This is a genomic window from Mesorhizobium sp. M0808 (genome assembly GCF_040320025.1).
Taxonomy (GTDB): Bacteria; Pseudomonadota; Alphaproteobacteria; order Rhizobiales; family Rhizobiaceae; genus Mesorhizobium.
In genome coordinates, this window is sequence record NZ_JAMYOX010000021.1 from 43,718 (window position 1) to 63,714 (window position 19,997).

Sequence of the window (19,997 nt, forward strand, 5' to 3'; positions counted from 1 at the left end):
CTTGCGGTAGATGCGGCGATCTTTAGCCGACAGACAGGAGGTGGCGCAAAGATAATTTTTGCGCATTGGCCCACAGCAATTTTCATAGGCGATGTTCTGAAGCTACCCGGCCTGTGGACGCAATCTATCCAGCCTTCAGCCGCGAACCGGTGAGCAGGCCGCGCTCCTCAAGCACGGGATAGGCCATCGAGGCGAGCAGCGAGTTGATCTGCTTGAGGTCGCGAATGGTGTCTAGATGAATGGAGCTGGTCTCGACGCTCTTGGGGGTGCCGTCGCGCAGCCGCACGAAATGGCTCTGGCTGGTTTCCTTCTCGCGGTCGCGCAGCCGGTCCTTTTCCAGCACCAACTGGCGAGCGGTCTCCGGATCGCGGGATACCAGCACGTTGAAGGCAAGCCTGGCATTGGCAAGCACCAAGCCATGGAAGGCGCAAAGCTCACGCCAGCCTTCCGGCGTGAACTCCAGCCCGCGCTCGAATTTCTTCTTCACGTGGACCAGCATGTTGCGCACGATGATGTCGCCGACCTGCTCCAGCTTGACGCAGGCGCCGATCAGCTCCTGGCAACGCAGCGCCTCGTCCTCGCTCAACGGGTTCTTGGTGACCTTGGCCAGATAGAGCTTGATCGCAGCGTGCTTCCTGTCGACACGGTCGTCGAGTGCGGCCAACGCGCCGATCTTGTCGGCATCGGCGCTCTCATAGAGCTCGATGATCCGTTTCAGCATGATCTCGACCGTTTCGCAGACCCGCACCACCTCGCGGGTGGCGTTGGCCAATGCCTGGCTCGGCACGTCGAGCGCACTTTCGTTGAGCGCCGAAAGCTCGACGACGTCGAGCGCGTTAGCTTCCTGGGGCTTGGTGCCCAACGCCACGATCCTTTCCGAGGCGCGATAGACCAGGCTCGCCAGCGGTAGGCCGGCGATCAGGATCAGGATGTTGAAGACAATGTGGGCATTGACGATCTGCTCGGGCACCGTGCTGCCCAAGAAGGCGACCGGCGGCTTGAACGTCAGGAACAGGATCAGCATGATCAGCGAACCCATGCCGCGCATCAGGAGATTGCCGATCGGCACGATACGAACGCCGGGTTCTGCGTTGCGGGTTAGAAGCGGCGCGATGATCGAAGAGCCGAGATTGACACCGAGCACCAGCACGATGCCGAGTTCGGGCGGGATGAAGCCGCGGCCGGCCAGCGTCACCATCAGCAGCACCGCGGCGATCGAGGAATGGAACAGCCAGGTGACCAACGCCGCCAGAAGATAGGCGGTGACCGGATCGCCGGAGAAGTAATCGACGATGAGCGGCATCAGCGTGCTCTGGCGCAGTGGCTCCGACGCCTGGCCGATCATCTCCAGCGACAGAAGCAGCAGGCCGATGCCGACCAGGATGCGGCCGAACTGGCGCCAGTCGCGCCGCTCGGTGGCCATGAACATGACAGTGCCGGCGACCAGGCAGATCGGCACCAGCAGCGACAGATCGAAGGTGAGCAGCTTGACCACCAGTGCCGAGCCGATCTCGGCGCCGCGCACCGCAAGCTGGCCCGACATGCCGCTGACAATACCGGAGCCGGCGAATGAGCCGACCAGCAAGGTGACGGCGGTCGAGCTTTGCAGCGCGACAGCCAGGCCGCAGCCGGCCAGAACCGCCATGAACGGATTGCGCATTGTCGCGCGCAGTTTGTGGCGCAGCACATCGCCATAGGCGCGCTCGACGCCGGTCTTCACCAAACGGGTGGCAAACAGCATCAATGCGACCGCACCGGCAAGGTGCAGCAAAACGACAGAGCCACTCATGCCCGACCCCGCAACCCAACAGATACCAGCGACGCGGGCGCCGTGACGTCAAGGGTGCAAAAGTGGGCGCGAATCGTGGACATTGCAGAGGTTGATATTACTCCGATTTATTTTAGCCGAATAATAAATTTTGCCCGGTTCCGACGCCTGTTGGCACGCGACGGAGCGTGTCGGAAATGGATGGCCGACAAAATGGTTGCATAGACTGCGGAGTTGCGGCGGGTCATGCGTCCATTCTCGGACGCCCGCTTTAAAGGTAACGCTGAATTAGTCGTTCTAAATGTAGGAAATCATTACGAAAACGTAATCTCGGTGTTCAGTTTCGGTTCATCCTCCCGGCTCTATTCCGTAGGCATCGACAACCAAGGAGTACCCGCCATGAAACGTATCGTTCTTTCCGCCATTGCCTTCTCGATGCTGGCTGCAACCACCTGGCAGGGCCAGACTGCACCTCTGAACACACCAAACGCGTCGCAGTCGAACTACAGCCAGGTCGACTGGCAAAGGCCCGGCAGGCATGTCGACGTGAACAAGCGCGTCGTAGTGAAGAAAAAGATCGTCGTGAAGCGCAGCCATTGGCGCAACGGCCAGAGATATTCCAGCTGGAAGCGTCACCAGCCGATCCGCGACTATCGCCACTATGGCCTGCGCCGTCCGGGTCCCGGGCAGGAATGGATCCGGGTCGGCAACGACTATCTGCTGGTCAGCGTTCTCTCCGGCCTGATCTTCGGCGCCATCGCCGCGCAGTGAGCCCGGAACGGCTGACCGCGCTGCGTCGGTTTAGATCGAGAAGGCGGCCCGCGGGCCGCCTTCTCTTTTTGGCCTGTGAAAACCGGGTATGATCGCCATTAGGAGTCGTCGGGCTTCGACCGTGTGATTATATGGAGGCCAAACGAGCTGTCCCCCATGCGCTTTCCGCCTGCTTTCCTCGACGAGATCCGCGACCGCGTGCCGATTTCTTCGGTGATCGGCCAGCGCGTCGCGTGGGACAGGAAGAAGACTAACGCGCCGCGCGGCGACTATTGGGCGTGCTGTCCCTTCCATGGCGAGAAGAGCCCGTCCTTCCACTGCGAGGACAAGAAGGGCCGCTACCATTGCTTCGGCTGCTCGGTTTCGGGCGACCATTTCAAGTTCCTGACCGAACTTGACGGGATGAGCTTTCCTGAAGCGGTCGAGAAGATCGCCGACATGGCCGGCGTGCCGATGCCGGTTCGCGATGCCCAGGAGGAGCGGCGCGAAAAGGAACGCGCCAGCCTGACTGACGTCATGGAGATGGCGACGGCGTTCTTCCAGGAACGGCTGCAGGGACCGGAAGGGGCAAAGGCCCGCGCCTATCTGCGCGACCGAGGGCTGACACCGGCGACGCAGCAGTCTTTCCGCCTCGGCTATGCCCCCGACGGCCGCAATGCGCTGAAGGAGCATCTTGCCGCCAGGGGTGTCCCCAAGGCCGACATCGAGGCGTGCGGGCTGGTGCGCCATGGCGACGACGTCCCGGTTTCCTACGATTGGTTCCGCGACCGCATCATGTTCCCGATCCCGGATTCCAGGGGCAAGATCATCGCCTTCGGCGGGCGGGCACTGGCGCCGGATGCGCTGGCCAAATATATGAACTCGCCCGATACGGAGCTCTTCCACAAGGGCAACGTGCTCTACAATTTCGCCCGTGCGCGCCAAGTGCTGGGAAAGGGGGCGCTGGCCAAGAGCGGCACCGTCATTGCCGTCGAAGGCTACATGGATGTGATCGCGCTGGCGCAGGCCGGCTTCGAAAACGTGGTGGCGCCGCTCGGCACCGCGTTGACTGAAAACCAGCTCGAACTTCTATGGCGCATGGCTGGCGAGCCGGTGCTGTGCTTCGACGGCGACCAGGCCGGGTTGAAGGCAGCGTGGCGCGCCGCCGACATGGCGCTGCCGGCGGTCCAGGCAGGCCGCTCCGTGCGCTTCGCCCTGCTGCCGGAGGGCAAGGATCCCGACGATCTGGTCAAGGGTGACGGGCCGGATGCGTTCCGCGCCGTGCTTTCTGAGGCACGGCCGCTGGCCGACCTCTTGTGGATGCGCGAGACCGCCGGCGGCATCTTCGACACGCCGGAACGGCGGGCGGAGCTCGAAAAGACGCTACGCGAACTGACCAGCCGCATCCGCGACGAGAGCCTTCGCTATCACTACCAACAGGAAATGCGCGAGCGCGTGCAGAGCTTCTTCGGTGCCCAGCGCGGACGCCAGCGACGTCAGGACGGACGGCCCGGTGAGCGCTTCCCGGGCAGGGTCTCAGCACCCGGCGGACAGTTTGCACGTGGCGGCGGTGCCGGTGGGCGCACCGCGATCACCGAAAGCCTCGGCCGCTCGGCGCTGGTCAAACGCGGCGGCGAGGGCATGTCGGTGCGCGAGGCGACGATCATTGCGGCCCTCGTCAACCATCCCGTGCTGATCGACGAGAATTTCGCCCATGTCGAGTTCCTCGATCTCGCCAATTCCGATCTGAAGCGGCTGCATGCGGCCATCCTCGACGCCATGGCGCACGATATGGCCAACAACCGCGAGGCTGTAATCGCGACGATCGAGCGGGCCGGCTGCGGTGAGATCTGGCAGCGCGCGGTGGCGCTGATCAAACGTGCGCGGCAATGGCCGGCGCTGGAAACAGCAGCACTCGACGATGCTCGCGATGCGTTCAGCCAAGCTCTCCACTTGCAGCGCAGCGCGCGCACCTTACATAAGGAACTGAAGCAGGCGGAAGCAGCGCTCGCCAGCGATCCCACGGACGAAAATTACCGGCACCTGGTCGAAATCCAGGCGCAATTTCGTGATGTGCAGGCAACGGAAGCGCTGATCGAAGGGTTTGGCGTATCGTCGGGCAGAGCTGGGCGCGTTTAGATCGAAGCCTCCAGAAGACTGAAATGTAAGGACGTGCTTGCGCGTTGAATCAAGCGTGCAGTGCTCTAAGTCGGGTAATTGATTCGCTTTTTTCATGCGAATCATGCGAGAGGCGCTTGACCTTCCGCCAGAATGGCGGAATCAGGTCGATTCGAAACGTTAACCCGCCCCGGCATCGACGGGAATGCAGCGATGTAAGGTACTGATCACTGGACAGGCAGTCAGCTTGCCACAGATATCAGGGTTAATCTGGACTTAACGAGAGATGCAGTTACTGGCCCGGTAAAGCGCGTTCTGGAAGGAGCGCATCCAATTTGACCGGACCGGCAGCTTACGCGGCTTTGATACTCAGCCGCTTGGAGAAAATAAAGACTATGGCGACAAAAGAAAAGGAAGAAGTCGAGACCGAACGCGAGGCCGCGACCGATGGCCCTCTGCTCGACCTTTCCGACGATGCTGTCAAGAAGATGATCAAGGCCGCCAAGAAGCGCGGTTATGTCACCATGGACGAGCTGAATTCGGTGCTGCCCTCGGAGGAAGTGACCTCCGAGCAGATCGAGGACACGATGGCCATGCTTTCCGACATGGGCATCAACGTGGTCGAGGACGACGAGCAGGGCGAGGAGCCCGAAGCCGCCGATACCGCCGCTGACGCCGAGGAAGACGCCAACGAGCTGGCCGAGCAGACCGGCACTGCCGTCGCCGCCACCACGACCAAGAAAGAGCCGACCGACCGAACCGACGATCCGGTCCGCATGTATCTGCGCGAGATGGGCTCAGTCGAGCTTCTGTCGCGCGAGGGCGAAATCGCGATCGCCAAGCGCATCGAGGCCGGCCGCGAGACGATGATCGCGGGCCTGTGCGAAAGCCCGCTGACTTTCCAGGCCATCATCATCTGGCGTGACGAGCTCAACGAATCGAAGATCCTGCTGCGCGAGATCATCGACCTCGAGGCGACCTATGCCGGGCCGGAGGCCAAGCAGGCGCCGGTTGTCGAGCGTATCGAGGAAGCCAAGACCGAGGAAAAGTCGCGCCGTTCGCGCGAGGACGAGGACGACATCACCAATGTCGGCGGCGACACCCGTGGCCTGGTGGACGACGACGAGGAAGACGATGACGAGGCGAGCCTGTCGCTGGCGGCGATGGAAGCGGAACTGCGCCCGCAGGTGATGGAGACGCTCGACGTCATTGCCGACACCTACAAGAAACTGCGCAAGCTGCAGGACCAGCAGGTCGAGAACCGGCTGGCTGCCGCGGGCACGCTGTCGCCCAGCCAGGACCGCCGGCTGAAGGAATTGAAGGACCAGCTGATCAAGGCGGTGAAGTCGCTGTCCTTGAACACGGCGCGCATCGAGGCGCTGGTCGAGCAGCTCTACGACATCAACAAGCGACTGGTGCAGAACGAAGGCAAGCTGCTCAGGCTGGCCGAAAGCTATGGCGTGCGCCGCGAGGAGTTCCTCAAGGAATATCAGGGCTCGGAGCTCGATCCCAACTGGACGCGCTCGATCGGCAATCTGACCTCGCGCGGCTGGAAGGAATTCACCAAGAACGAGAAGGACGCCATCCGCGACCTGCGCGCCGAAATCCAGAACCTCGCCACCGAGACGGCGATTTCGATCCAGGAATTCCGCAAGATCGTCAACCAGGTGCAGAAGGGCGAGCGCGAAGCCGCGATCGCCAAGAAGGAAATGGTCGAGGCCAATCTGCGCCTCGTCATCTCCATCGCCAAGAAATACACCAATCGCGGCCTGCAGTTCCTCGACCTGATCCAGGAAGGCAATATCGGCCTGATGAAGGCGGTCGACAAATTCGAATACCGCCGCGGCTACAAGTTCTCGACGTACGCGACGTGGTGGATCCGGCAGGCGATCACCCGTTCGATCGCCGACCAGGCGCGCACCATCCGCATTCCGGTGCACATGATCGAAACGATCAACAAGATCGTGCGCACCTCGCGCCAGATGCTGCATGAGATCGGCCGCGAGCCGACGCCGGAAGAACTGGCGGAAAAGCTCGCCATGCCGCTGGAAAAAGTGCGCAAGGTGCTGAAGATCGCCAAGGAGCCGATCTCGCTCGAAACGCCGGTCGGCGACGAGGAGGATTCGCATCTGGGCGACTTCATCGAGGACAAGATGGCGATCCTGCCGATCGACGCAGCGATCCAGGCCAATTTGCGCGAGACGACGACGCGCGTATTGGCCTCGCTGACGCCGCGCGAAGAGCGCGTGCTCAGAATGCGCTTCGGTATCGGCATGAACACCGACCACACGCTTGAAGAGGTCGGCCAGCAATTCTCGGTCACCCGCGAGCGTATCCGCCAAATCGAAGCCAAGGCGCTGCGCAAGCTCAAGCACCCGAGCCGGTCGCGCAAGCTCAGAAGCTTCCTCGACAGCTGAGGCCGGGTGACGGATGAGCAGTTTCAAGGGCGCCGGTGGCGCCCTTTTCCGTTTGGGCACAGGCGATCACGATTGAACGCGCCGCTCTTGCGGGTCGTGCCCTATGAGAGGATAATTCCGCGACGGACGCATTCTCTGGGCGACAAACCCGGATGCCCGCCCCGGCGGTTGGACGCCGTGCTCCGTGGCACCGGAGGGAGGTGTGCCATGACAACTTACATCGTGCTGATCAACTGGACGGAGCAAGGCGCCAAAAACGTGCGCGAGTCGCCGAAACGGCTCGATGCCGCCAAGAAGCTGTTGGGAGACATGGGCGGGTCCTTCAAGGCATTTTATCTCACCATGGGGGATTGCGACATGGTGGCCGTGCTCGAAGCGCCCGACGATGCCGTCCTGGCTCGTTTCTCGTTAATGCTGGCGACGGCTGGCAACGTCAGGACTCGGACGCTCAAGGCTTTCCCGGAGGATGCCTATCGCGAGATCATCACCTCGCTCGGCTGAGCCGCGGCGCCTGAAGCGCGTCGCGCTGAACGGCCTTTGCGACGCGCTTTAAGCTCTTCTTTTTATGCATGTCGTTATCGCAAAACCGCTGCGTACCCTTTGGGCGACCTGGATCAGCGAAACCGGCCATTCCGCCGGTATCGTGTCACGTTGCGGCGCAACGGCATTTCTCGGATAATCCGTGCGTGTCCTCTGGTGCCGTTTCGAAACATGAGCAAGCCTCTGCTGACCGTCTGGTATAATACGCGCTGTCCGGTCTGTGATGCCGGTATCAGCCGGCAGAAGCGGCGGCTGATCGAGGCGGTCAAGGCCGGCCGGATCGAATTTCGCGACATCAATGCCGAACCGGCGGCGCTGGCCGGATACGGCATCGGGCTGGAGGACATCCGGCGCCGGCTGCATGCGATCGACGCCGACGGCAAATTGCTGGCCGGCGTCGTCCGCCATACAGCAATGGCAACATCGGCTGCCGAACAGCGTTGCGAGCCAGCCTTCGCCGGGCGGGAGATTGTTTCCAGGCCTTTCGCGTGCCCTGCTATCGAGCCACGGGCTCGCAAAGCCAGCCAATGATGCAGCGCACCGCCGGCAGCACCAGCAGCAGCGTCGGAAAGGCCACCAGCCAGGACAGGCCCCAAGCCGTCAGCCAGGTGGCCAGCATGTCAGGCTGGAAGCCAAGGCTTTTCAGTGTCGAGATGAACGACACGATGAACGTCATCAGCAACGACAGCACCAGCGGGCCGAGCACGGCGGCATAGCGCGCAGGCAGCTTGCTGCGCGGGGTTTTCATGGTCATTTGGATTTCCCTGAAGCATCCGGTTCGTCGCCTTGCATCCATTCGCCGGTATTGTCGGCGTAACTGCCCGGAACGACCGGGGTGGATGCGTTGCTTCACGTCAGACGCTTACGGAGCGGCCTTCGGCCCTCATGCACCCTCTAGCTGCCCTCGCTGGCGAAATCAATCCTGCTGGTGCCATTTTCAGATACATCGTAAGATATATCTTGACTCAACCGTGGCGGGCACTTAGGTGAGATATATCGTAAGACATAACTCAAGGAGCAGACAATGCACAAAGACAATCATTTCGGGCGTCATCGTTTTGGCGAACATGCCGAGCGTGTTTTCATGCATATGGCCGGCAAATTCGGCGGACGCGGCGGCTTCGGCCCGTTCGGGCATGGCATGAGAGGCGGCGGACGCGGCGGGCCGGGCGACATGTTCCGCGCCGGGCGCATGCTGGCCGACGGCGACCTCAAGCTGATCACGCTGTCGCTGCTGGCCGAGGCGCCGCGGCACGGCTACGACATCATCAAGGCGCTGGAGGAGCGCACCAGCGGCTTCTACAGCCCGAGCCCCGGCGTGGTCTACCCGACGCTGACCTTCCTGGAAGAGGCCGGCTACGCCGTTTCTGCGGCGGAAGGCAACAAGAAGGTGTTTTCAATCACCGAGGCTGGGCAGGCGCACCTCAACGAAAATCGCGAGATGATCGACCACGTGCTCGAACATCTCGAGCGCTTCGGCCGCAAGATGGCGAAGGCGCGCGACTGGTTCGGCTGGAACGATGACGGCGACGGTGGCCGGCGCGGCCGCGGCCGCTCGGAAAAGCGCGACGAGTTTCGCGCCGTGCGCCACCGGCTGCGCGCCGCGCTCGGCGAGATCGTCGATGCGCCTGAAGCAAAGCAGGCCGAGGCAATCAGCATATTGGAAGCTGCCGCAGAGGCCTTGGAAGCGTTGTCGCGCGACTGATCTCTGGCTGCCAAGCCAGCTGCGGCCCTTGCCCGCTCGGCCAAGGACCGGTACTGAAAATCATCCTGCACCGCGCTATGTAGTGCAGGATGATTGCCGTTGGAGGATACCCCATGTCTTTTCTGAAGCGTCTTTTCGGCGGAGGCAACGAAGCCGCCGAGCCAAAGACAGCGGCGCCGGCAAAGCAGATCGAGCACAAGGGATTTTTGATCAGCGCCACGCCCTACAAGGCGGAGGGCCAGTACCAGACCTGCGGCGTGGTTTCGAAGGAGATCGACGGCGTGATGAAGGAGCACAAATTCATCCGCGCCGACCGCTTTGCCGGGCTTGATGACGCTGTCGACATCTCGATCAAAAAGGGCATCCAGCTGGTCGACGAGCAAGGCGAGAAGATCTTCGGATAGATCGGCTACTACAGCCTTGGGTCGATTGGCTCGCTTTCCAACGCCAGCACGGCGAAGACACACTCGTGAACCCGGCGTAGCGGCTGCTTGGCGACAAATCGCGTTAGCGCTTCGTGGCCAAGCGCGAACTCTCTGAGCGCCAGGCTGCGCTTGCCGGCCAGGCCGCGTTCTCGGAGGCGGACGAGATTGTCGGGCGCGTCATATTCGGGACCATAGATGATGCGCAAATATTCCGGGCCGCGGACCTTCAGCGCCGGCTGGATGAGCCCCTTCTTGCCACGGCTGACGAAGTCGCGTGGTTTGACCACCATGCCTTCGCCGCCTACGCCAGTCAGCGCTTCCCACCAGGCGACGGCCTCGGCACACGCGCTGCCGTCGGCCAGATCAACCATACGGCATCGAGTCGGCGTGACCACGCCGCCACGGGCGGCCAGACGGTCCGCGAGCGACATGTGCCAGACATGGTCCTGGTCAAACCAAACACGTCCCTCGCTGGCCAGCAGGTGGAAAGGCGCGGCCTTAAGGTCCTCGACGCCCGAAACCGGCCATACGTAGGGCGCCCAGGCGGTGGCGTATTTGGCTGCGCGGACGGCCCGGTCTTCAAGGCGTGCGTTCAGGCCGGCTGCATCGACGCCTCGCGCCATCGCACGGGCCAGCGCCTCGCTGCTGGCCTTGAGACCGGCGGCAGAGGATGTGGCCACAGGCGCATACTGGCTTTCGATCAGACTGCCGGCTTTGGCCGACCAAGGCATTATCTCGGCGTCCAGCAGCAGCCAGTCGCTGTTCAATTCTTTCCACAGATCCGCCGTGTCGACCTCGGCGCGGAGACGGGCGAGCAGGCCCTCCGTCATGGCACTGTCGTTGAAAAAGGAGCGTCCGGTGCGGGTCCAGATTGCGCCGGTTTCGTCGCCAGGGACCCCGAAGCGGCTGCGTGCCGCCTGCGCGTTCCGGCAGAGCGCGATCACTGCCCGCGAACCCATGTGCTTCTCCTCGCACACGATCTGCGCAACGCCGCGCTCGCGGAAGTAAGCGAAGGCATCCTCCGGACGTTCCAGCCAGCCGTCCTGGCTGCTGGTCTCGGACGGCGACATGGTCGGCGGCAGATAGATCAGCCATTGCGGCGAGAGCGCGAAGCGGCTCATCACCTCCAGTGCTGCCGACGCGTTCTCCTCGGCCACGACAATCCGGCCCCTCAGTCCGGTCTCGATCCAACGGCGACCGGAGACATCCTGATAATCGAGCACGCCGTCGGCGTCGGCCTGTGCCGATTTACCGGGACCGGACCCGCCCAGCGGACGTATCGGCTCCGACCAGGTCTGGATTGCCGGCACCTCGACCAGTTCGCGTTCCGGCCAGCGCAAGGCCGTCAGCTTGCCGCCGAATACGCATCCGGTGTCGATGCACAGGGTGTTGTTGACCCATTCGGCCGATAGCGTGGGCGTATGTCCATAGATAATGGCCGTCTTGCCACGATAGGCCGCAGCCCAGTCGGCACGGACGGGCAGCCCGAACTCGTCGGTCTCGCCTGTGGTCTCGCCGTACAGAGCGAACTCGCGCACAGCGCCGGAACCGCGTCCGATCATCTCTTCCTTGAGGCCGGCATGGGCGACGGCGAGGCCTCCGCCATCGAGCCAGACATGGCTGCGCAGGGCGTCGAGAAAGGCCGGCAGCGCCTCGCGCAGGCCTCGGTCCTGTGCACTTAGCTGATCGACAGTCTGCTGGAGGCCGTGAGCGACCGTGACCTTGCGGCCTTCTAGCCAGCGGCTGAGTTTGCGTTCATGGTTGCCCTGGACACAGTATGCGGTTCCAGCCGCGACCATGCTCATGGCAATGCGGAGCACGTCGGGCGAGTTGGGGCCGCGATCGACGAGGTCGCCGACAAAGACGATCTTGCGGCCCTCTGGTGGGACCACGGTGACCGTTCGGTCGCCCTGATGCTCAGACCAGACGACGCAGTAGCCCAATCGAGCGAGCAGGATATGAAGCTCATCCGAACAGCCGTGGATGTCGCCAATGATATCGAACGGGCCATGGTCGTCGCGCTTATCTGTCCACAGCGGCTGTCGCGACACCTCGGCCGCGTCGATGCTGGCCTCGCTGGTAAGCTTCCAGACTTGGCGGAAGCCCTCGCGTTGGAGGCCGCCAAGACCCTTGCGGATCTCGGTTGTCATGCGCTGGGCGACCCCGGCGCCGAACTGCCGGTCGGCTCGCACCGCATTGCGTGCGACGCACACCTCGACGCCTGGATCGAGGACCACGGCGACGGGCAAAGCGTGCCACTTGCGCGCCAGCTCAATCCAAGGCTTGCGGTCGGCGGCTCGCACATTGGTGGCATCGATGACGGCCAGCCTGCGGTGTTTGAGCCGCTTGCCGGCTATTTCGCGAACCAGATCGAAGGCATCCGCAGAGACGTCCTGGTCGGTTTCGTCATCGGAGATCAGCGCCCGGCACTGGTCCGAGGAGATAATCTCGGTCGTCAGGAAATGCTTGGTGGCGAAAGTCGACTTGCCCGATCCGGTCGAGCCGATCAGCACGACGAGGGCGAAGTCAGGAATGGTGAGGTTGGTCTTATCGGGTTCTCTCATCGGGTGAACACCGCCATCTGTGTGGGGGCGCCGAGGGTCGGGTCCTCGGCTCCGATGCCGCTGAAGGTGGCTGCATAGCCATAGATCTCGCCGATTTTGGCCGCCCAGGCTTGGAACTGAGCCCGGCTCCATTCGAAACGGTGATCGGGATGGCGAAATGCGCCAGGGACCAGTCTTGGAAACAGAGCGTTGTAGTCCGCATTCGGAGTGGTCACGATGACGGATTTGGGCGCCGTCTCACCGAAAACGATGCGTTCGACCAGGGGCAGCCTGTCCTCGTCGAGATGCTCGATGACCTCGACCAGAACGGCGACGTCGGCTGCGGCCCAACGGCTGTCCCGGTACGTCAGCGATCCATGCAGCAGCGTGACCCGGCCCTCGGGCGGCCCGCCTAATTCGTTCAGCTTGAGACGCTTTGCGGCCCATTCCAGTTCGCGCGCCGCCGGATCCAGACCGAAAAAAACAAGGGCAGGCGCCGGGCGCCTGCCCTTGTACAATTCAGACGATGCTGACGCTTTACGCCGCGGTGGCGACGCGCTCGGCATTGCCGGTCGCGGCCACAATCGCGTCGACCTTGGTCGAGGCCTTGGCCAGCGCTGCTGCCACCGCATCGGCGCCCATGCCGACTCCTTCGATGCGGATGACCTCGACATCGGTCATGCCGAGGAAGCCAAGCACGCTGCGCAGGTAGGGAACGGCGTGATCGAACTGCACGGCCGCACCTTCGGAATAGATGCCGCCCGAAGCCAGCACGATATAGACCTTCTTGCCGGTGACGAGGCCCTTGGGACCGTTCTCGCCATAGGCAAAGCTCTTGCCGGAACGGGCAATGTGATCGACCCAGGACTTCAGCGTCGAGGAGATGTTGAAGTTGATGAAGCCGGTGGCGAGAATCACCGAATCGGCGGCGAACAGTTCATCCAGCACGACATCGGAGACGCCAACGACTTCAGCCTGGCGCGAGGTGCGCGCTTCGGCCGGCGTGTAGATGCCGGTCGCATAATCGGCATCGATGTGCGGCAACGGATTGGCGACGAGGTCGCGCACGACAAGGATGTTCGACGGATCGGCGGCAACAAGCTTTTCAGCGAATTCAGTAGCAATTCGGGTCGAATGCGAGGCAGCGCCGCGCGGGCTCGATGTGACAAGAAGGATGGACATAATGGGGTCTCCAGGGTTGGATTAAAATCTCCCGGCAGATATGTGTGCGCAGACCCATTTGAAAAACTGGTATATTTTGTATATTATCCATCTAAAATGCGGATTGAACGATGCAACCGAACCCGACGCTTGACCAACTGCAGATCCTGGTTGCTGTGGCCGAGACCGGCAGCTTCTCGGCCGCCGGGCGCAAATTGAATCGCGCGCAATCGGTGATCAGCTACGCCATCGCCAACCTCGAAACGCAGCTCGGGCTGAAGCTGTTCGAGCGCGAGGGCACGCGTGAACCGCAACTGACCGATGTCGGCAAGGCGACGCTGGAAGATGCGCGGCGCATGGTCGGCGTGCTGCAACGCATCCGCTCGCGTGTCGACGGATACCGGCAGGGATTGGAGGCGGAAGTGACGCTGTCGGTCGACGTGACGCTACCGTCGCCGGTGCTGGTTCGGGTGCTAAAGGCATTCGAGGCGCAGTTCCCGGCCGTGACGCTGCGTCTGCATATCGGCTCGCTTGGCCTTATCCTCGATCATGTTGTCGGCGGACAGGCCGATCTCGGCATCGGGGGGCTTCTGGGTGAGACGGACGTGAATCTGCTTCGCATCGGCTTCTTCTCCCTGGTGCCAGCCGCAGCGCCTGATCACCCGCTGGCGCTGCTGCCGAGACCAGTGGCGCTAGAGGATGTCCGCGAACACATCCAACTGGTCGTCTCGGACCAGTCCGAGCGTACGCGCGGGCGTGACTATGGCGTCTTCGCCTACCGCACCTGGCGGCTGACGGATGTGCGCACCAAGCACGTGCTGATGCGCGAGGGGCTGGGCTGGGGCGGGCTGCCGCGGTGGCTGATCGCCGATGATCTGGCGAACGGCCGGCTCGTCGAACTCGATCTCGAGCCTTACAGCGAAGTCCGCTCGCCGCTCTATGCCATGCACCGCGCCGATCGCAGCCCAAAACCGGCGGCCGCCTGGCTGATCGACCAGTTCAAGCGCCAGCTAGGCTGTTTCAACGAGTTCGAACCGGGTGAGGTGCCTGAGGAGGAGCCGGAGACAGGCCGTCGATCAGCGCCATGAGAACGGCGCGATAGTCCTCGATCGATGCTCCAGTTTCGATGGCGAGCGCTGCGCGGTCGAAGGCGGCTGCGAGCAAAGCGGTCAGTGCTTCCACAGGCAGTCTCGTCATGGAGTGCGAGCGCATCGCGGTAAGAAGGCCTTCGCGCAGCGAACGGTTGCCATGGCGATTGTCGATCGCATCCATGGCGGCGCGGCCGAGCACGGCCGGGCCGTCAAGCAGCAAGAGCCGCGTGCGGCCGGGGGCACGCATGGCAGCCAGATAGGCATCCGAGCCGGCAATCAGCGCATCGCGGGCAAATAGCGAAGGCGGCGACGCGCGTTCGATCTCTTCCGAGACGGCTTGCGCCTCCTGTTCGACCACAGCGGCAAACAACGCCTGCTTGTCGGCAAAGTGATGATAGAGCGCGCCGCGCGTGACGCCGGCAGCGGCGACGATCTCGGGTGTGCCGGTCTCGGCATAGGACTTTTCGGTGAACAGTTTGCGAGCCGCGGCGATGAGCTCGGCGCGTGTCGCCTCGGTGCGATCACGGTTGGAGCGACGAGCGGATCCTTGTTGCATACATGCAGCCTGTATGTTATTGCCATTTACATGCAGACTGTATGTTATTTGCCGGGTGAAGGAAAGATGAGGACGACGAGCTATTATCCGGTGCTGATGACGAGCGACGTTGCCGGCACGGCAGCCTTTTATGTTGCGCATTTCGGCTTCAAGCCGCTGTTTGAGGCCGACTGGTACGTGCATCTGCGCTCAGCCGAAGATCGCCGCGTCAACCTTGGCATCGTCCAGGGCGATCATGAGACGATCCCGGAGGAAGGGCGGGGCCGCACATCTGGCCTGCTGATCAATTTCGAGGTCAGGGATCCGGATGCCATCTATGAGCGGATCACCGCCGCTGGCCTGCCGATCCTGCGAACGCTGCGCGACGAACCCTTCGGCCAGCGCCATTTCATCACCAGGGATCCCAACGGCGTGCTGATCGACGTGATCAGGCCGATCCCGCCGAGCCCAGAATTTATGGCGCAATATGCGCAGGGTGCTGCGGCGCGCTAACTCGCCCGCGCCAACGGCATCACGGTGACCTGAGTAATGCCGGAGCGGCGCACCACCGTGCACAGTGTCTCGCGGCCGATTCGCTCGGCGTCGAGCATGCGCACCAGATCGTCGACGCCGGTGACCGGGCGGCCGTCGATGGCGGCAATAATGTCGCCTTCCCTGAGGCCGGCTTTGGCCGCCGGGCTGTTCTTTTCGACGGTGCGCAGGCGCACCGCCGTGCTGCTCGATACTTGCGACAAAAGGGCTGCGCGGCGCGGCAGGTTGGTGGTGTCGGCGGAAACGCCGATGAAGGCACGGCGCACACGGCCGAAGCGGATGATTTCCGAGATGACGAAATTGGCGGTGTTGGAGGCAACCGCGAAGGCGATGCCTTGCGCACCGTGGATCATCGCGGTGTTAACGCCGATCACCTCGCCAGCCGAGGACACCAGCGGTCCGCCAGAATTGCCCGGGTTGAGCGCGGCGTCGGTCTGGATGACGTCGTCGATCAGCCGGCCGGTGGAGGCACGCATCGAGCGGCCGAGTGCCGAGACGACGCCAGTGGTGACGGTCCATTCGAAGCCGAGCGGATTGCCGATGGCAATTGCAATCTGGCCGCGCCTCAAACGCTTGGAATCGCCAAGCGGCGCGACGTCGGCAAAGTTGCCGTCGGCGCGCACCAGCGCAATGTCGGTGTCGGGATCGCGGCCGAGCACGCGGCCTTCCCTGGAGGCGCCGTCAGGCATTGACACGCGTACGCTGCGCGCATCGCCGACGACGTGGAAGTTGGTGACGACCAGCCCGTCCTGCGCGATGACGAAGCCGGAGCCATGGCCGCCAGGGCCACCGATGCGTTCGATGCGGCAGACAGCGGGCCCGATGCGGTCGACGGCATCGGCGACCGTCGCCGAATAGGTATCGAGAAGAGCATCGTCATATTGCAATTGCTGGGCGGGCAGGGCCATCCGAGGGCTCCGTTTTGAACAAGATGAACAATGCCTATATGTGCGGAGCGGCCGGACCGGCCGCGACCTGACCAGATGGCCAGTCAAATGCCCAACTAGCCGTCAGGCGAGTATCCGCCAACGCCCTGCCGGGCGATATCTGGGTCACGAAGAACCCAGGAGATAAATCATGAGCGATTTCAATCTGAGCACGTTTTCCGACGCCATTGCCGACATCGCGGCAGCCGCGGCACCAGCGACGGCCAGCTTCGCGACGCACCACCGGACGTCAACTGCTTTCCACTGGAGGGACGGCTATTTCGTCACTGCCGAGGAGGCGGTCGAGGCCGGCGAGGAGATCGAGCTGACGTTTTCTTCGGGCGAAGCCGTCAAGGCGGAACTGGTCGGCCGCGACCCGTCCACCGGCACGGCCGTTTTGAAACCGGCCGGCGCGCCGGCCGCCCCGTCACTGGTAAAGGCGGATGCGGTGCGGCCGGGCAATCTGGCGGTCGTGGCGGGCAATAGCGACGGCACCTCGCTCGCTACCTTCGGCACGGTCGGCGAGGTCGGCCCGGCCTGGCGTTCAATGCGCGGCGGCATGATCGACCGGCGCATCAACCTTGCCGTCAATGCCGGCGGCCGTTTCGAGGGTGGCCCTGTGCTCGACGCCAAGGGTGGACTGATCGGCATGCTGCTGTTCGGGCCACGCCGGCGGGCGCTGGTCATGCCTTACGAAACGATCGAGCGGGCAGTCACGACGCTGCGCGAGAAGGGTCATGTGGCGCGCGGCTATCTTGGCGCCGGCCTGCATCCGGTCCGCAATGGTGATACACAGGGCGCCATGGTGATGAGCCTCGACGATAACGGGCCGGCGAAATCAGCCGGTCTCAGTCTCGGCGACATCATCGTGTCGTGGAACGCAGAGACGGTGCATGGCCCGCGCGAGCTGATCCGCAAGCTCGGGCCGGACAGCGCCGGTGCCTTGGTGACACTCGGCGTGGTGCGCGGCGGCGAGAATCGTGAGGTTTCCCTGACCATCGGTGAAAAACCACTGAGCTGAGGGATTGATGGTAAGCGGTGAGGTCGCTGGCAGACAGCTGACGGTGCTGATCGCGCTCGGTGACGCCGAGCGCGCACGAAGTCTGTCCGCAGCTCTCGCCGCGACCGATGATCTGCGGCCGGTTCTGGCGGGCGAAGTCGACGGACGTAGGGCGGCGGATGTCGCCATCGTCGATGATCATGGGCTACAAGGCGGGCTCGTCGACGCGGCTATGCCTCGCGTGCTGCTATCGTCGCGAGCGGCCCGCGAACGGCCGGCCGATACAGTGTTTGCCGTGCTGCCCGAGCAAGCGGACGAGTTGCTGATCGCCGCCGCCGCGCGGCTCGCGGCTGCGGGCTACCGGATTTCGCGCGACAGCCATGCTCTATCCGATCGGCATCACGATTTGACCTTCCATGACAGCGACCGGTTCGAAGAGGAACCGACTGACGAGCATATCGTCCGGCCGACGCTTTCGCCGCGGGAAGGCGAGGTGCTGGCGCTGCTGGCCGAGGGCGCCCCCAACAAGGTCATCGCGCGGCGGCTGAACATCTCCGTGCATACGGCGAAGTTCCATGTCGCAGCGATCCTGACGAAGCTCGGTGCCGCCAACCGCACCGATGCGATTGCCATCGCCATGCGGCAGGGCCTGGTGCTGGTCTAGGTCAGATTGTCTCAAGGCCGACGCAGCGTAACCCGCATGCGGTGTGTTGGGCCTTGCGCGGCGGTTCTCAGCCGCGCAAGGATCGTGTCTTTCATGTTGGAGGAAGGCGCAAGGATGTCGCTCAAGGGAAAGACGCTTTTCATCTCCGGCGGGTCGCGCGGCATCGGGCTGGCGATTGCGCTGCGCGCCGCGCGCGATGGCGCCAATGTGACGATCGCGGCCAAGACCGCCGAGCCGCATCCGAAGCTGCCCGGGACGATCTACACGGCGGCGCACGAGATCGAGCAGGCCGGCGGCAAGGCGCTGCCGGTGCTGTGCGACATTCGGGATGAAGAACAGGTCGCCGAAGCGGTCGCCAAGACCGTGGAGAGGTTCGGCGGCATCGATATCTGCGTCAACAACGCCAGTGCCATCCAACTCACCGGCACGCTGGAGACTGATATGAAGCGCTACGATCTGATGCACCAGATCAACACGCGCGGCACTTTTCTCGTCTCCAAAATGTGCATTCCGCACTTGAGGTTGGCGGAAAATCCTCACATCTTGAATCTGGCGCCGCCGCTCGACATGAAGGCCAAGTGGTTCAAGAACCATGTCGCCTACACGATGGCAAAGTTCGGCATGTCGATGTGCACGCTGGGCATGAGCGCCGAGTTCGCCAGGGACGGCATTGCGGTCAATTCGCTATGGCCGATCTCGACCATCGACACGGCGGCGGTGCGTAACCTCCTGGGCGGGGCGACGGTGGCGGCGATGAGCCGTTCGCCCGACATCATGGCCGATGCGGCATACGCCATCCTGGTCAGGCCGTCGCGTGAGGCGACCGGCAATTTCTACATTGACGAAGAAGTGCTGCGCGCTGAGGGCGTCAGCGATTTCTCGGCCTATGCGCCGGGTGCGACAGGCCCGCTCGCCGGCGACTTTTTTGTGCCGGACGAGGTGTTCGGCCGGACGGATACCAAAATCAAAGGTATCTACTGACGGAAAGTATCTAGCTGACAGGCATATCTCTTAAAGACCGGTCTCTTAAAGACCGGCACAGACGCGTGCTCAGTCCTCGGCTTTCTTGGCTTTGCCAAGACCCATCAGCCGGTCGATATAGGCAAGCATCAGTGCCGACAGAACGAAGGCCAGATGAATGATGGTCAGCCACATCAGCTGGTCGGTCGTGTAGGAGACCGAGTTCAGGAACACCTGCAAGAGGTGGATCGAGGAGATCGCTACGATTGTCGAGGCGACCTTGACCTTCAGCGAGCCGACATCGATCGTGCCCAGCCAATGCACCTTGCCGTCATTTTCATCGAAGCGGCTGACGAAGTTTTCGTAACCCGAGATGATCACCATCACCACCAGTGAGGCGACCAGCGCGGCATCGATGAGGCCGAGTATTTTCAGGATGGTGTCGGTGTCATCGAGCGTGAAGGCGACGGAGACGAACTCGAACAGCTTCTTGCCGAAGGACACGGCATAGATGGCAAGTGCCGCACCCAGTCCGAGATAGAAGGCGACCAGCAGCCAGCGCGAGGCGAGAATGATCGATTCGATGGCGAGTTCGAGGCGCTTCATGCGGCGATTCGGGCTCCGTTGTCGGAGCGCCGTATTTCGGGCAGGCTGCGGCGGTTTGCAAGGTTGCAAAAAAACGAAACCCCGCCGGGGAGGGGAACCGGCGGGGCTCGTGTGTCCCGCTGGAGTCGGGACAGGGCAGGGAACGCCCTTTCCAGAATCTGGGATGGGTTACCGCGCGTTTCAAGATTGATGACCGCGCGATTCAATGGTTGATCAAATCGCGCGGTTCACATTGC

Annotated in this window: 20 protein-coding genes; 12 read left to right on the forward strand and 8 right to left on the reverse strand. The window is 62.9% G+C overall.

Annotation, left to right across the window (positions count from 1 at the left end; all coding sequences use genetic code 11):
• Positions 1-124 precede the first annotated feature (124 nt).
• Entirely contained in the window at positions 125-1,789 is a 1,665-nt protein-coding gene (locus NKI25_RS22230; RefSeq protein WP_023678300.1) for a Na/Pi cotransporter family protein, read from the reverse strand.
• Positions 1,790-2,167: 378 nt separating this feature from the next.
• Here NKI25_RS22230 and NKI25_RS22235 point away from each other — a divergent pair, with 378 nt between their 5' ends.
• The 5 genes from NKI25_RS22235 (at position 2,168) to NKI25_RS22255 (ending at position 8,124) form a co-directional block, all read left to right on the forward strand.
• Entirely contained in the window at positions 2,168-2,539 is a 372-nt protein-coding gene (locus NKI25_RS22235) for an RcnB family protein (RefSeq protein ID WP_352450718.1), read from the forward strand.
• Between the two features lie 156 nt (positions 2,540-2,695).
• Positions 2,696-4,657: a DNA primase gene (gene dnaG, locus NKI25_RS22240; protein WP_352683776.1), complete on the forward strand. Its 1,962-nt coding sequence runs from the start codon at positions 2,696-2,698 to the stop codon at positions 4,655-4,657.
• Positions 4,658-5,031: 374 nt separating this feature from the next.
• Positions 5,032-7,053, forward strand: coding sequence for an RNA polymerase sigma factor RpoD (rpoD, locus tag NKI25_RS22245; protein ID WP_023678297.1), 2,022 nt, complete (start codon positions 5,032-5,034; stop codon positions 7,051-7,053).
• Between the two features lie 207 nt (positions 7,054-7,260).
• A complete protein-coding gene (locus tag NKI25_RS22250; RefSeq protein WP_352450720.1) occupies positions 7,261-7,554 on the forward strand; it encodes a GYD domain-containing protein in 294 nt (97 codons plus the stop codon).
• Between the two features lie 210 nt (positions 7,555-7,764).
• Positions 7,765-8,124, forward strand: a complete 360-nt coding sequence (locus NKI25_RS22255; protein WP_352999378.1) for a DCC1-like thiol-disulfide oxidoreductase family protein — start codon at positions 7,765-7,767, stop codon at positions 8,122-8,124.
• Here NKI25_RS22255 and NKI25_RS22260 read toward each other — a convergent pair.
• On the reverse strand, positions 8,090-8,347 hold the full coding sequence (locus tag NKI25_RS22260; RefSeq protein ID WP_352683771.1) for a DUF2798 domain-containing protein: 258 nt from the start codon (positions 8,345-8,347) through the stop codon (positions 8,090-8,092). The genes NKI25_RS22255 and NKI25_RS22260 overlap by 35 nt on opposite strands.
• Positions 8,348-8,617: 270 nt before the next feature.
• On the opposite strand from NKI25_RS22260, the gene NKI25_RS22265 reads away from it, so the two are divergent.
• Together NKI25_RS22265 and NKI25_RS22270 are read left to right on the forward strand one after the other, a co-directional pair.
• Positions 8,618-9,298: a PadR family transcriptional regulator gene (locus tag NKI25_RS22265; RefSeq protein WP_352683770.1), complete on the forward strand. Its 681-nt coding sequence runs from the start codon at positions 8,618-8,620 to the stop codon at positions 9,296-9,298.
• A 113-nt stretch (positions 9,299-9,411) separates the two neighbouring features.
• Positions 9,412-9,702 (forward strand): HlyU family transcriptional regulator, encoded by a 291-nt coding sequence (locus NKI25_RS22270; protein ID WP_023678291.1) that lies wholly within the window; start codon positions 9,412-9,414, stop codon positions 9,700-9,702.
• A gap of 8 nt (positions 9,703-9,710) precedes the next feature.
• On the opposite strand, the gene NKI25_RS22275 is transcribed toward NKI25_RS22270, so the two are convergent.
• Genes NKI25_RS22275 through NKI25_RS22285 form a run of 3 tightly spaced genes read right to left on the reverse strand, consistent with a single transcriptional unit; the run spans position 9,711 to position 13,448 of the window.
• Positions 9,711-12,287, reverse strand: coding sequence for a polynucleotide kinase-phosphatase (locus tag NKI25_RS22275; protein ID WP_352683768.1), 2,577 nt, complete (start codon positions 12,285-12,287; stop codon positions 9,711-9,713).
• Positions 12,284-12,784, reverse strand: coding sequence for a hypothetical protein (locus NKI25_RS22280; RefSeq protein ID WP_352999381.1), 501 nt, complete (start codon positions 12,782-12,784; stop codon positions 12,284-12,286). The genes NKI25_RS22275 and NKI25_RS22280 overlap by 4 nt, the downstream gene beginning before the upstream one ends.
• A gap of 19 nt (positions 12,785-12,803) precedes the next feature.
• Positions 12,804-13,448, reverse strand: coding sequence for an FMN-dependent NADH-azoreductase (locus NKI25_RS22285; protein WP_352638243.1), 645 nt, complete (start codon positions 13,446-13,448; stop codon positions 12,804-12,806).
• Between the two features lie 110 nt (positions 13,449-13,558).
• On the opposite strand from NKI25_RS22285, the gene NKI25_RS22290 reads away from it, so the two are divergent.
• The gene (locus NKI25_RS22290) at positions 13,559-14,515 is read left to right on the forward strand and encodes a LysR family transcriptional regulator (protein ID WP_352999384.1); all 957 of its coding nucleotides are present in this window, start codon (positions 13,559-13,561) and stop codon (positions 14,513-14,515) included.
• Here NKI25_RS22290 and NKI25_RS22295 read toward each other — a convergent pair.
• A complete protein-coding gene (locus tag NKI25_RS22295; RefSeq protein ID WP_352638240.1) occupies positions 14,448-15,074 on the reverse strand; it encodes a TetR/AcrR family transcriptional regulator in 627 nt (208 codons plus the stop codon). The two genes, NKI25_RS22290 and NKI25_RS22295, sit on opposite strands and share 68 nt — an antisense overlap.
• A gap of 66 nt (positions 15,075-15,140) precedes the next feature.
• Here NKI25_RS22295 and NKI25_RS22300 point away from each other — a divergent pair, with 66 nt between their 5' ends.
• Entirely contained in the window at positions 15,141-15,566 is a 426-nt protein-coding gene (locus tag NKI25_RS22300; RefSeq protein WP_352683760.1) for a VOC family protein, read from the forward strand.
• Here the strand turns inward: NKI25_RS22300 and NKI25_RS22305 are convergent.
• Positions 15,563-16,513: a S1C family serine protease gene (locus tag NKI25_RS22305; RefSeq protein ID WP_352999386.1), complete on the reverse strand. Its 951-nt coding sequence runs from the start codon at positions 16,511-16,513 to the stop codon at positions 15,563-15,565. The genes NKI25_RS22300 and NKI25_RS22305 overlap by 4 nt on opposite strands.
• Before the next feature lie 169 nt (positions 16,514-16,682).
• Here NKI25_RS22305 and NKI25_RS22310 point away from each other — a divergent pair, with 169 nt between their 5' ends.
• The 3 genes from NKI25_RS22310 (at position 16,683) to NKI25_RS22320 (ending at position 19,176) form a co-directional block, all read left to right on the forward strand.
• On the forward strand, positions 16,683-17,552 hold the full coding sequence (locus NKI25_RS22310) for a S1C family serine protease (RefSeq protein WP_352999388.1): 870 nt from the start codon (positions 16,683-16,685) through the stop codon (positions 17,550-17,552).
• Positions 17,553-17,559: 7 nt separating this feature from the next.
• On the forward strand, positions 17,560-18,195 hold the full coding sequence (locus tag NKI25_RS22315; RefSeq protein ID WP_352999390.1) for a helix-turn-helix transcriptional regulator: 636 nt from the start codon (positions 17,560-17,562) through the stop codon (positions 18,193-18,195).
• 114 nt (positions 18,196-18,309) lie between these two features.
• Positions 18,310-19,176: an SDR family oxidoreductase gene (locus NKI25_RS22320; RefSeq protein WP_352457549.1), complete on the forward strand. Its 867-nt coding sequence runs from the start codon at positions 18,310-18,312 to the stop codon at positions 19,174-19,176.
• 69 nt (positions 19,177-19,245) lie between these two features.
• Here the strand turns inward: NKI25_RS22320 and NKI25_RS22325 are convergent, their stop codons facing one another.
• The gene (locus tag NKI25_RS22325; RefSeq protein WP_352457550.1) at positions 19,246-19,761 is read right to left on the reverse strand and encodes a TIGR00645 family protein; all 516 of its coding nucleotides are present in this window, start codon (positions 19,759-19,761) and stop codon (positions 19,246-19,248) included.
• Between the last annotated feature and the right edge of the window lie 236 nt (positions 19,762-19,997).